We start from the raw sequence: 12,251 nt of genomic DNA on the forward strand, positions 1-12,251 counted from the left end.
TTTTTGTTCTTAGGTTTTAGCTACCACTTTGAATTCCATCTTGGTTCCTATTTATATAAATTTTGCTATTTGGTAAGGTTAAGCTACCTTCTAGGTGCAACCAAGATTTGGCAAGTAGCGAAGTAGATATTCGCTTTTGATGCATCTCTGATGTACTTAGTGTGAGGAATCATTACATATTCAGTTCTTTTGGTGCCATTTTTATTAATTTTTTGAAAAAAAGGTTATGAGACAAAAGAATGAATTCTTATCTGGTGCTTACCTCCTTTCCCAAAAACGATTTGTAGCGTAAGTAGGCCAATGTGATCAAAGTATGTAGATCAGAATGCCTGATAATTGCATTTTTCCATATTTTGAGACAGAAAAATACATTTTACACGAACCCTATAGGAATAAGCCAAGGACATAATTGTAAAAAATTTACTGTTTTGTTCGCTGTCATCTTGGGTATTGTTGAAGAAGTAATCTAAATAGTCACGGGATTGGTCTGTAAAAAATTAAATAACAGGTAAGGATGGTTATACGAATGAGAAGAATGTTCTCAGCTGAGGGGCAAGTCTTTTACTTGTATCGATATATTTCTTTAGCTGTTACCTCGCTAGTTTATGCGATTGAAGATCGGGGGCCCCCAATAGGGCTGAAGATGTGTATTATCCTCTCTTTATTTTTATTTGCCAAATGGATAACAGACATGTATACCAAGAGTGGACAAGCTTCTAGGGTTATTAAAATCACGGTTGGCTTGGAAATGGCAGGTATGATGATTCTGCATCTTCTCAGCGGCGGAATGGAAAGTCCATTCCTGTGGTGTGTTTTCAATCCTGCTTGGATGGCAGCCAGTTATCTTTCCTCCGTATATTGCTGGTTTATGATGATCAGTTATTTCTTATTCGTCACCGCCTTTTCCTTCATCTTCGTCAATCCGAATCATCAGGCATTAGGTCATATGTTGATTAGTGATAACCATTTCTATCTCGTCCTATTGTTTATGACCTTATCCATCCAATTATTGGTCGGTGTGAAAACCAGACTAGAAATTGCAAATACGCGTACAACGGAAACGATGGAGCACATGAAATCACTATACCAAATTGTGGAAGCTGCTACGCACAGCGAATCGGAGAACCTGAAAATTATTTTTGCTGAATTTGCGCTTAAACTAACACGGCTGAGAATGTCATTTTTCTGGGATGTGAATGGACATGAGCGGGATGAGCGGATTATTACGCAAGGTGTGACCCAAGCAGGCGTTGAAGCGTCGCTCAGTGCAGCCATCGAAAGCAATGTCACAGAGTTAAGACAACTGGATAGCTGCATGGTGATGACACTGCCTGAGCAAGGCGAGTTCCTGGTTATTCCGATCAAGTCGTCAACTCGATTCTGGGGCGTCATGGGGGTGAAGATTGAGCGTTCAAGTTATGAAGAAGGAAGGCATTGGTTCGTTAAGCAGCTGTATTTTCTGTCAGAGCTTTGTGCGGTGATTTTGGAAAGGCATCAGTTGGAGCGAATTGAGAACCAATTAATGATTATTGAGGAACAGAATCGGATTGCAGATGAGATGCATGACAGCGTCTCTCAGTACATGTTCGGCATCGTCTATGCTGTGCACTCTCTGAATCGCAAATGGGATGATATTTCGACAGATCAGATTAAGGAACAATTGCAAGTGATTCAAGAATCGTCGGTGGCCGCTTCGCAAGAGCTCCGCTCAACGATCTATAGTCTAAGCTCACGGAAAAATGGCGGTGATTTCTGGATTACGACCGTCAAATCCCACTTGGACAGCTTGTCCAAGCTGCATGCAGTCAAAGTGAATTTTAAAGTTACCGGTGACGATCATGGTTTACCTCTTAATTATCAAAAGGCTTTGTTCCGTATCATTTCGGAAGCAACAGGAAACGCCATTCGTCATGGCAGCAGTACGCAAATCTTTGTGGAATTGAGTATTAAAATCAGTGAGATCCATTTATCTGTTTTGGATAATGGACGTGGATTCTCTGTAACCGAACGGTTATCAGATCCGATGTCATCCGGACTCGGTGTCAATAACATGAAGCTGCTCGTCCATTCATTGGGTGGAACGATTGACATCACCAGCAATGAAGGGAAGGGCACACATATCCAAGTGGCACTACCCATTCAACAGCAAGAACAGAAAGTACCGGATGAACTTCAGGCGATGGGCTAGACAAAGTAAACCCCCATTCTAACGAAAGCAGGTGTTACTGTGAAAGTCATAATCGTAGATGATCACCCTTTAGTGCGTAAAGGTTTATCGGCCGTATTAAAGCTTGAAGCGGATGTGGAAGTGACAGGCGAAGCAGAGACGGTTGAGCAAGCCATGGAGTTAATTCATAAAACAAAGCCCGATTTAGCCATCGTGGATCTCAAACTAGGCAATCGTTCCGGGATCGAAGTGGTGGAACAGATTCGCGAGTCGTCCTGTCGCAGTATAATTCTGACTTCATCGACTATGGAGCAGGATGTCAGGAAAGCGGAAGCTGCTGGAGCGGACGGGTATGTGTTGAAAGAAGCATTGCCGGAAGAGCTGCTGTTAGCCATTAAGTTGATTTTCAAAGGCAAGAAATATTATGACCCAGGTCTAATGGAGATGTTGTTCAAGAAAGAGGATGAAGACAGCTTCAGCAAGCTGACCCCCAAAGAACGGGAAGTATTGATCGGGCTCGGGGAAGGATTGTCGAATCAAGGGATGGCCAAGAAGTTGATGGTTACGGAGTTTACTGTGAAGAAGCATGTCAGTCAAATTCTTAATAAATTAAGTGTAAATGACCGTACCCAAGCGGCTTTATTAGCACAATCCAAGGGATTGGTCAGTAGTTTTCAATAACCAAACCGAAGCTCGTCTGGTCCGAAAGTATACCATTGCTTTCTTACATATAGCCAATAGTGCATATACCAAATAGACCCAAAAATCACAATATTGAGTAATATCATAATTCTGAGAATTCATATAAGCTTGATATACAACCAAATAAATGACAAAAAGCGGCATTCTTTCTTCCTTCTGACACCATACGAATTCTGGGATGTTAACCTGCTAATACTGTCGAAAGAGATTGAAGAATGCTCTGGATAAAGGAGTGATTGAATGTCTGTTCGATCGTGGGGGTAAATCAAATGAAACGCTTTCATTACAGTAATAATAGCTTAGAATAGTTGTAAAATCAATGATGTTTATTGGGATTTAAAATCTTTTTTTCGGGAGGGTGTCATGGAGAAATCGCTTCTGGATTACTTTATGCTCATTCGCAAAAAGCTGTGGATGATTGGCTTGTTCGTTCTTCTCTCCTGCCTGACAACCTTCTACGTCAGCAAAACTTTCGTGGATCCGGTGTATAAGGCTAATACGCAAGTTCTGGTAAGCAGTATGATCAAGAGTGAAGAGGCGATGGATCTAAACGAGGTAACAAAGAACATAAACTTGATCGAGAGCTACAAGGAAATTATTAAATCGGATCACACGATTAACTTGCTGCTGCAGAATCACCCTGAATTCAATCTGACGCAGAAGCTGCTGCTGAAGAATCTCAAAGTGAGCTCAACCGATAAGACTCAAATTATCAAAATTGAGTTGGAAGACAAGAGCTATGACAAAGCGGTGCTGATCACCAACGCGCTTGCTGACACGTTCATAACCGAAATTCCAGGACTAATGAACATGAACAATGTCAAAATCCTTTCTTCTTCCGATCCGAAGGTGAAGCCGCTCCCTGTAAATTCAAGTATGGTTATCAACCTGGCCGTGAGCTTCATTCTCTCCGCTATGGCAGCCATTGGTGTCTTCTTCTTCCTAGAAAATATCAATGATACCATTCGCTCGGAAAAAGAAGCCGAACATGTTATTGGTTTACCGGTTCTCAGTTCCATTGGAACGATAAAGAAGAACGGTACGAGTAAACCGGCTAAAGCAGCGAGTAGAGAGGTAGGCGAACAAACCTATGCCACAGTTAAGTAACGTGCTTGTCACGGAGCTTGATCCGGTGTCACCGGTATCAGAAGCGTTTCGCGCTTTGCGTACTGCAATCAGACACAAGAAGATCGTACCTGCGGATAAGGGCATCGTGCTCTTGATTGCCTCGCCCAAATCGCAGGAGGGCAAAACAACGACAGCAGCCAATCTGGCGATCACGTATGCGCAAGAAGGCAAATCCGTTGTTATGATAGACGGCAATTTACGCCAGCCAGCCATCCATGAATTGTTCGGTGTGAAAGGCAGTAAAGGTCTGCTCCACGGCTTAAACAAAGGATTAAGCTTGGCAGAGATGATAACACCAACGGGAATCAGAGGTCTTGATCTAATTGCGGCAGGCGGTCAACCTACGAATCCGTCAGAGCTTCTAGGTTCAAGAGGCATGTCAGAGCTGCTCAGTCAGTTGAAGCTGCAATATGATGTGATCCTCTTGGATTCCCCATCAACGTTAGACTATACAGATGCTAGTTTATTGACCGAGTACAGCGATGGCGTTGTCTTGGTAGCGAAGAACGGCAAGACCAAGCGTGAATGGGCGAAGCAAGCCAGAAGTCAGCTAGAACAATCGGGAGCCAGAATGCTTGGCATCGTGTTCAGTCAATAGGTTGAGGCTAGACTTTCCATAATCGATAGGAGGATGAGATTAGATGAAAACGGTGAAAAAAGCAATTATTCCGGCTGCGGGATTAGGGACAAGATTCCTGCCTGCCACGAAAGCGATGCCCAAAGAGATGCTCCCTATCATCAACAAACCCACTATCCAATACATCGTGGAAGAAGCCATTGAATCGGGTATTGAAGATATTATTATCGTGACCGGAAAAGGGAAGCGTGCGATTGAGGATCACTTTGACAACGCTTTTGAATTAGAAAACAAATTGTTGGAGACGGGGAAGCTTGAGCTTCTTAAGGAAGTTCAGCGCTCCGCTAAGGTAGAGATTCACTACATTCGCCAGAAGGAACCCAAAGGCTTGGGGCATGCCGTCTGGTGTGCAAGACGGTTTATCGGCAACGAGCCATTCGCTGTGCTGCTGGGGGATGATATTGTTACAGCTAAGGTGCCATGCCTGAAACAGCTCATTCAGCAATATGAATTATCAGAAAATTCAGTTATTGGCGTACAGTCCGTGCCGCCTGAATTAACCAATCGCTACGGTATCATTGATCCGGGCGTACAGAATAACCGCTTATATCAAGTTAATGATTTTGTAGAAAAACCTAAGCTGGGTACAGCTCCATCCAATCTTGCCATCATGGGCAGATATGTTTTCTCCCCTAAAATTTTCGAATTCTTGGAGCTTCAAGAGAAAGGCGCAGGTGGAGAAATCCAACTGACCGATGCTATTCAGAAGCTTAATCAAATAGAACGCGTTCTGGCTTATCAGTTCGATGGGACTCGCTATGATGTGGGTGAACGCCTTGGCTATATTCTTACGACGATGGCTTTTGCTTTAGAGAGCAAAGATTTGCGCTTTGATGTCATGGAAGCAATGGCTGCGATTCTGATCAAAGAAAACTATGCACCGCTGTTAGAGATTATGGGAGGTGGCGATAATGAGTTTGCGCGAACTGCAGGAGGATTATGAGTATTTGGGCCCGCAGCAAAGCTATTACCAAGCTTCGAGAGTCCCTCGCGGGAAGAGCCTGTCATCCTATTTGTTCGTGAAGCGCACACTTGATATCATTCTCTCATTCCTCGGAATGTTGTTCTTAACACCTCTATTTCTCTTCATTGGTATCTGGATTAAAGTCGAGGATCCCAAAGGATCTGTCTTCTTCAAGCAGAATCGGGTCGGGAAAGGTGAAACTTTGTTCGCTATGTACAAGTTCCGCTCCATGGTATCGAACGCGGAAGAGCTGAAGAAGCAATTAATGGATCAAAATGAAGTCGAAGGCGCGATGTTCAAAATGAAAAACGACCCACGTGTTACACGTGTAGGTCGATTGATTCGGAAAACAAGCATTGATGAATTGCCGCAATTGTGGAATGTGTTCATAGGTAATATGAGCTTAGTGGGACCTAGACCTGCTTTGCCCAATGAAGTTGAAGAATACACGCCCTATGAAAAACAGCGTCTGGCGGTAACGCCGGGCTGCACAGGGTTATGGCAAGTAAGTGGAAGAAGCAATGTCAGCTTTCAGCAAATGGTCGAATTGGATTTGACTTATATTAGAAAACGCAGCTTGCTGTTTGACATTAAAATCGTCTTAAAAACGGTCGTTGTGCTGCTTGGTTCCAAAGACGCCTTTTAAGAAAAAGGAGTAGTGAAGGGAGGATCGCCATGGTACGCAACCCATCCAAACCTAGGGTATCCATCGTCATCTGTACGTATAATCGAGCGGACTTATTGCACATCACGTTAGAATCCTTAACTCAACTTGAGGATATGGCACAGGCGGAGATTCTGATCGTGGACAATAATTCCACAGATCACACCTTGGATATTGCAAACTCATTTATCCATCGTCATGTGGGCATCTTGAACGTTCACTACGTTTTCGAAGCGAAGCAAGGGCTGTCTGCTGCGCGCAATAACGGCATTGAGACGGCTCAAGGCGAGATCGTGGCATTTCTCGATGATGACGCCATTCCTTGCAAGGGATGGATTCGTACCATGTTGACTACCTTTGATTCACGGAGTGATATCGATGCCTTGGGAGGCAGAATTCGCCCCATTTTCGAAAGCAAACGTCCTGCATGGCTGATTCCAGGCTTGGAACTGCCCTACACGATCGTTGATTTAGGAGAGAATGTCAGAACGTATCCGACTACTCTCCACCCATTTGGTGCGAATATGGCGATCCGGAAATCGTTTCTGGTAAATCACTTATTTCCAACTCACTTGGGCAGAATCGGGTCCCTGTTGTTATCCGGTGAGGAATCTTGGCTGTTTGGTGAAATGAAGAAGGCAGGCAAAGGCATCCTGTATCATCCTTCGCTCATCGTCGATCATTTCATCCCAGACAGTCGGTTAACCGAAGAGTGGATCAAGAAACGGTATTACTATCAAGGGGTCACGAATGGCTCTATGCATAAGGGGTATTTCGCAAAGTTGGTTTTACTTGGCAAGGTTGCCGCTAAGGTGCTTTATATTGCAGTAGAGGCCTTATTTGCCCGGACTGTTGGGAGCAAGCTGCTTGTCACATGCCGCATGGAGAGTATTCGTGGCACACTTGATACGCTGCGGAAACGCAGAAAGATGCAATTGACTAGGTGAGGGCGCATATGACGGAACTTCCTATACATGTGAAAAAACCAGTATATTACGGTATCGTCTTTCTCATCATAGCTATTCTTATGGGGGTAGCAGCCGTTTATCAGCCCATAATCAGTCTAATGGGGATGGTTGTACTCCTCTTGTTAGCTTTATCCGTTCATAACCCGGAGATTGTCAGTTATCCTGTGTTGATCTCCACGGCGATTTCGATTAATTACATTATAACGGCGAATGTTGGCGGGATCGAAATTATCTCTCTTTATAAGCTGGGCATATTGATTCTTCTTATTCCCTGTATGCTGCAAAATGGGTTGCGACTGAAATTCGTTTACCCCATTGCCGCTTTTACGATCATGTTATTTCTGACTATTTTCTTCTCGGATTGGCATCCCAAAATGACAACGTCGCTTACATTCAAAGCTTTCATAGGATTAACGCTTCCATTTTTCTTTCTTATGATCAAGTGGAAAAGAGAGACTGCGAAACGGCACATCCAAATTCTTTGTTTACTACCACTGATCAGTGTAGCAACGGGAATCGTACTGCAGCTCGCACATGTCTACTCTTTCCTTAATGTTGAATTCACAGGAGCTGTCAGAGTACAAGGGGCGAATATTGCTCCGCACTTAGCGATGCTGGCATTTCTAGGCATTACGATCGCACTGATGGAATCCAAGCGCGAGCCTGAGCGAGCCAAGTTTTATTATTGTACACTCGCGTCTAATTTTGCGATTCTCATCGCAACAGGCACAAGAGGACCGATCTTAGCGATGTTGGCTATGGTCGTCTACTACTTCTATGACATGGTCAAAGCGTACATCAAAGGCAAATTAATTTTGATTATTCCGCTCGTTTGCTCACTGGCATTGATCAGCGGAGCCGTTTACGTGCAGTGGGATAATATGACGAAACGCTCATTCGAGCGGGAGACAGGAACCGGTATTGATTTATCCGGAAGAACCGAAGCCTGGACCTACTTTCTGAAAGGTGTCCAAGATTCCCCCTTGGCAGGAAGAGGCTTGGGAGCCGTTACCGTAGCGAATGACGGAAGCTTATACGAAGGCTTTGTGGTTCCGCACAATGAATATATTCGCTTCTATTATGATGCTGGCTATATCGGCTGCATAGCGCTTTTCTTTTCATTATTTATCGTGTTTGTAATGATTTACAGAGTCGTGCCACCGAGAATTAAAATTTACTACGCAGCATTCATCTTGGCGTTTTTTCTATATTCCTTCTCGGATAACACGTTATCCACGGTGCAATTTATCATTCCTTTCTGTTGGTACTTGAATGGTTTGTATATTCAATCAACGACAAATCCGAATAAAGAAGAAGTGATTAGATGAGTAGAGTGACTATGTTCGATGTTAATTTTGATAATTATGATTTTCTGGATCTGCTTGCCTTCATGGACGAGAGAATTCGCCAGAGAAGCCATTCTTACATTTTGACTTGCAATGTCGATCATTTGATCAAGCTCAGAAAGGATGTTGTGTTTCAGAAGGTCTATTCCGATGCAGGAGCCATAGTTGCTGATGGCATGCCAATCATCTGGGCATCCAAGATGTTAAGAAAGCCGTTGAAACAGAAAGTATCCGGTTCCGATTTGTTTGCCAAGCTGGGCGAAGCGTTCGCGAGTCGGCAGTACAAATTGTTCTTCCTTGGATCTGCGGAAGGAATCCCGGAGCTGGCGATCAAGAATTTGAAGATGATCTTCCCCAAGCTTAATATTGTTGGTCACTATTCACCCTCCTTCGGTTTTGAGAAGAAAGAGGAAGAAAATGAGCAGATTGTGCGAATGCTGATTGAAGCGCAGCCTGATATTGTTTTCGTAGGGGTAGGTGCCCCGAAGCAAGAGAAGTGGATCTATGATCATTATTTGAAATATGAAGTTCCGATTTCAATTGGTGTAGGAGCTACCTTCGATTTCATCTCCGGTTCTGTGAAGCGAGCACCGAATATCATGCAGAAAACAGGCTTCGAGTGGTTCTGGCGCCTGGCGCAGGAACCGCGAAGATTGTGGAAACGATATTTGATTCATGATTCGTTGTTTATCGTCATGCTTGGTTTGGAATGGGTGAAGCAATTCAAGCTGAAAAGGGAGGGGACGGGGGTTAACAATGGACTATCTAAGCAAAATGAGTAAGCTGCAGGTAGCGGTATGTTGCTCACGAACCCTATATGGGAAGCCAGTAAGGAGTTATCCGGTATGAGGACGTTAAAAGCGCGGTATCCTTTTGTATCCATGTTTGAAGGAAGAGCTGCTCTGGTATGGTTGTTCGCTGCGTTGGCTGCCTCCTTGGTTATCGGCTATGGGAGCGCGACATTAGGCCATGAGAATAAATCGCAGATTGCGATATTGGCGATGCTGCTCTTTCCGGCATTTATGCTGGCTTTGCTGGACTCGCGCAAGTTAATTCCTTACATCCTGGTCGTTTGGGTCGTTTGTCCAGAAATACGAAGATTTGAAGATTGGGTGGAAGGGACGTATCATTCGGTATCGTTGCTAAGTATTGCACCGCTTCTGACAAGTGCTGTACTGATCATTCCGGTCCTATCGAAAATACATCAACTTGAATCGACGCTTTATCGCATGCTCATCTATTTCTCCATTGCTTTATTGTATGGAAGCCTCATCGGTTTCACGAAGAATGGCATGGGCACCTTCTATGACTTGGCTAATTATCTCATCCCGATGCTGCTAATCCCCTATGCGGCATTATCGAACTATGAAAGCAAGGATCTTGATCGCTTGCTTGTTGCCTTCTCGAATACAGCAATCCTGATTGCTGTGTATGGCATCATTCAATATGTGATGGTACCGCCTTGGGACGCATTTTGGATGAATCATGTGGAAATGACGTCAATCGGCCATCCGTACCCACTGGAAATTCGGGTGTTTTCCTTCCTGAATTCGCCTGGTCCTGCCGGGATGTACATGGGGACAGCCTTGGCTCCTATGATTTTGGAAAAGAGATGGCGGGGTCCTCTCGGATGGTTAGGCGTCATATTAGTGACAGTAGGCTTGTTAATCACACTCGTTCGATCCGCTTGGGTCATGCTTTTCATTGATATTGCGATATACACGGCAGTTTCTGCAGGGAAGCAGAAGTGGAAGCTGATCGCTCAATTAACAGCGGTTATCGCTGCAATGTACTTCATTATACCTAAGCTGCCAGGTGCGCAAGGCTTGTTAGCACGGCTGGATACGATGACGGCGATTCAAGATGATCATTCATACAATGAACGTTTGGATTTCTTCCACACCGTATTCCCGATGTTGTTTGCCAAACCGCAAGGGCTCGGGCTAGGCAGTATTGGGGTAGGAACCAAGTTAAGCAATGATGGGGCTCTTGGGGAATATGGCATTTTCGATAATGGGTTTGTTGCTATTTTTCTCACTTTCGGTATTATCGGCGGTATCTTGTTCTTCTGGGGATTATGGCTCGTCATTAAATACCTGATATCCCAAAGAAAGCAACAAGGAGGCTTAACTCCGTACACCAGACTCGCCCTGTCCGCATTGGAAGGGAGTATCGTTTGTCTTGTTTTCGAGAATGGCTATACGGGATTGAAGGGCTTTCTCCTATGGTTGGTTGTAGGAATAGGCATCATGGCACATCGAAAGAGCACCCAAGAAAGGAGGCCAAGAACGGATGCAGCAGCCAGTCAATTTAAAAATAATCCGCTCTAAACCTCTATTTACGATGATCAAATCGTTCTACACAAGCAAAAGCAATATGGCGAGCTCGGTCAAAACGATGTTTTTCAGTGTACTCATTCTTTTGATCAATATGTTGACGGGAATCTTGACGGCGCGTTTTCTTGGACCTTCGGGCAGAGGGGAACAAGCCGCAATGGTGCTTTGGTCACAGTTCCTTGCCTTCAGCTTCACCTTCGGTATTCCTTCTGCGATTATTTACAACGTGAAAAAGAATATAAAGGATTCCGCCAAGCTTTACACGACAGCCGTCATGATGGGGTTAACCGCAGGTGTGCTTGCCCTGGTCATTGGGGTATTCATATTGCCTTATTGGCTTCGGACTTATTCTGATAGCGTGGTTTTGTTCTCACAGTGGTCAATGGTGCTCGTTCCTTTAATTGTGCTATCGCAAATCAATAACGCAATGATGCAAGTCAGAGGCGAATATAAGCTGTTCAATCTACTCCGCTTTCTGATTCCGTTAAGTACGCTCGTGGGATTAGGTTTACTGATTGTAACCAAAACAATGAGTCCTTTCACATCGGCTGTTGCGTATCTGGCTCCTGCGATTCCCTTTTATATATGGACAACCATACGCCTGCTCACGCAGTATCGCCTGGAGTTAAAAGGTGCATTTCAATCCTTCCGAACTTTGATTCGGTATGGGATTGGCTCCTATGGGAACGATTTAATGGGAAATGTATCTTATTATATTGATCAAATTGTCATTGTGGGACTATTGAACCCATCTGAGCTCGGTTTGTACGCTGTTGCGGTGAGTTTGTCAAGGGTGGTCAATATCTTCTCGACTTCGATCATCGTCGTCTTGTTCCCGAAGGCTTCGGGGCTACCGAAGGACCAAGTAGTCGATATGACCTTCCGTGTCTATCGGTTAAGCACTTGCATCGCGCTCTTATGCTCCATGATCATCATGCTCGTTGCGCCATTCGTGATGCCGCTTTTATATGGGCCTGATTTCAAGGAAGCCATTAGCGTATTCCGAATGCTGCTGCTGGAAGTATCGTTATCCGGTGGGACCATGGTGTTGGCGCAAGCGTTCATGGCGTTAGGCAAGCCGAAAATTGTCACGATCCTCCAAGGTCTTGGACTCTTAATTGTCATTCCGCTATTAATGGTGCTTATTCCGAAATTCGGCTTGCTAGGCGCCGGAATGGCGATCTTATCCTCGGGGATATTGCGATTTTTATTCATTCTAATCAATGTGAAATTCACGTTGAAGACGAAGCTGCCGAAATTATTCATTAACAAAGAGGATATCCGCTGGTTACTTCGAGCTGTATCTGCCTATAAAGTTAAACAATCGGATTGAAATTGG

The 12,251-nt window shown here is 44.4% G+C and carries 11 protein-coding genes; all 11 read left to right on the forward strand.

Features of this window, described 5'->3' with window-relative positions:
- Nucleotides 1–526: 526 nt before the first annotated feature.
- Complete coding sequence (locus tag BC351_RS13965) at nucleotides 527–2,188, forward strand: sensor histidine kinase (RefSeq protein WP_158082083.1); 1,662 nt, start codon at nucleotides 527–529, stop codon at nucleotides 2,186–2,188.
- 39 nt (nucleotides 2,189–2,227) lie between these two features.
- Nucleotides 2,228–2,848, forward strand: coding sequence for a response regulator (locus BC351_RS13970; protein ID WP_079412969.1), 621 nt, complete (start codon nucleotides 2,228–2,230; stop codon nucleotides 2,846–2,848).
- Nucleotides 2,849–3,232: 384 nt separating this feature from the next.
- Nucleotides 3,233–3,976 (forward strand): YveK family protein, encoded by a 744-nt coding sequence (locus BC351_RS13975; protein WP_079412971.1) that lies wholly within the window; start codon nucleotides 3,233–3,235, stop codon nucleotides 3,974–3,976.
- Nucleotides 3,960–4,595 (forward strand): CpsD/CapB family tyrosine-protein kinase, encoded by a 636-nt coding sequence (locus tag BC351_RS13980; protein ID WP_079412973.1) that lies wholly within the window; start codon nucleotides 3,960–3,962, stop codon nucleotides 4,593–4,595. The genes BC351_RS13975 and BC351_RS13980 overlap by 17 nt, the downstream gene beginning before the upstream one ends.
- A gap of 43 nt (nucleotides 4,596–4,638) precedes the next feature.
- Complete coding sequence (galU, locus tag BC351_RS13985) at nucleotides 4,639–5,577, forward strand: UTP--glucose-1-phosphate uridylyltransferase GalU (protein WP_079412975.1); 939 nt, start codon at nucleotides 4,639–4,641, stop codon at nucleotides 5,575–5,577.
- Nucleotides 5,546–6,244 (forward strand): sugar transferase, encoded by a 699-nt coding sequence (locus tag BC351_RS13990; RefSeq protein ID WP_079412977.1) that lies wholly within the window; start codon nucleotides 5,546–5,548, stop codon nucleotides 6,242–6,244. Before galU ends, BC351_RS13990 begins: the two co-directional genes overlap by 32 nt.
- A 29-nt stretch (nucleotides 6,245–6,273) precedes the next feature.
- The gene (locus BC351_RS13995) at nucleotides 6,274–7,209 is read left to right on the forward strand and encodes a glycosyltransferase (RefSeq protein WP_079412979.1); all 936 of its coding nucleotides are present in this window, start codon (nucleotides 6,274–6,276) and stop codon (nucleotides 7,207–7,209) included.
- 8 nt (nucleotides 7,210–7,217) lie between these two features.
- A complete protein-coding gene (locus BC351_RS14000; RefSeq protein ID WP_079412981.1) occupies nucleotides 7,218–8,558 on the forward strand; it encodes an O-antigen ligase family protein in 1,341 nt (446 codons plus the stop codon).
- The gene (locus BC351_RS14005; RefSeq protein WP_079412983.1) at nucleotides 8,555–9,358 is read left to right on the forward strand and encodes a WecB/TagA/CpsF family glycosyltransferase; all 804 of its coding nucleotides are present in this window, start codon (nucleotides 8,555–8,557) and stop codon (nucleotides 9,356–9,358) included. Before BC351_RS14000 ends, BC351_RS14005 begins: the two co-directional genes overlap by 4 nt.
- Nucleotides 9,359–9,421: 63 nt before the next feature.
- On the forward strand, nucleotides 9,422–10,906 hold the full coding sequence (locus BC351_RS41575) for an O-antigen ligase family protein (protein WP_158082084.1): 1,485 nt from the start codon (nucleotides 9,422–9,424) through the stop codon (nucleotides 10,904–10,906).
- Nucleotides 10,869–12,245 carry a lipopolysaccharide biosynthesis protein gene (locus tag BC351_RS14010; RefSeq protein ID WP_079412985.1) on the forward strand — a complete coding sequence of 459 codons (1,377 nt, stop codon included), beginning with the start codon at nucleotides 10,869–10,871 and terminating at the stop codon, nucleotides 12,243–12,245. Before BC351_RS41575 ends, BC351_RS14010 begins: the two co-directional genes overlap by 38 nt.
- Nucleotides 12,246–12,251: the final 6 nt, after the last annotated feature.

This window comes from Paenibacillus ferrarius, from assembly GCF_002027705.1.
In the GTDB taxonomy this organism is placed as follows: domain Bacteria; phylum Bacillota; class Bacilli; order Paenibacillales; family NBRC-103111; genus Paenibacillus_E; species Paenibacillus_E ferrarius.

Coding starts and splice junctions, on each gene's coding strand:
- BC351_RS13975 (WP_079412971.1), top strand. CDS start 3,233: ATGGAGAAATCGCTTCTGGATTACTTTATGCTCATTCGCAAAAAGCTG.
- BC351_RS41575 (WP_158082084.1), top strand. CDS start 9,422: ATGAGGACGTTAAAAGCGCGGTATCCTTTTGTATCCATGTTTGAAGGA.
- BC351_RS13980 (WP_079412973.1), top strand. CDS start 3,960: ATGCCACAGTTAAGTAACGTGCTTGTCACGGAGCTTGATCCGGTGTCA.
- BC351_RS13990 (WP_079412977.1), top strand. CDS start 5,546: ATGAGTTTGCGCGAACTGCAGGAGGATTATGAGTATTTGGGCCCGCAG.
- galU (WP_079412975.1), top strand. CDS start 4,639: ATGAAAACGGTGAAAAAAGCAATTATTCCGGCTGCGGGATTAGGGACA.
- BC351_RS13995 (WP_079412979.1), top strand. CDS start 6,274: ATGGTACGCAACCCATCCAAACCTAGGGTATCCATCGTCATCTGTACG.
- BC351_RS14005 (WP_079412983.1), top strand. CDS start 8,555: ATGAGTAGAGTGACTATGTTCGATGTTAATTTTGATAATTATGATTTT.
- BC351_RS14000 (WP_079412981.1), top strand. CDS start 7,218: ATGACGGAACTTCCTATACATGTGAAAAAACCAGTATATTACGGTATC.
- BC351_RS14010 (WP_079412985.1), top strand. CDS start 10,869: ATGCAGCAGCCAGTCAATTTAAAAATAATCCGCTCTAAACCTCTATTT.
- BC351_RS13965 (WP_158082083.1), top strand. CDS start 527: ATGAGAAGAATGTTCTCAGCTGAGGGGCAAGTCTTTTACTTGTATCGA.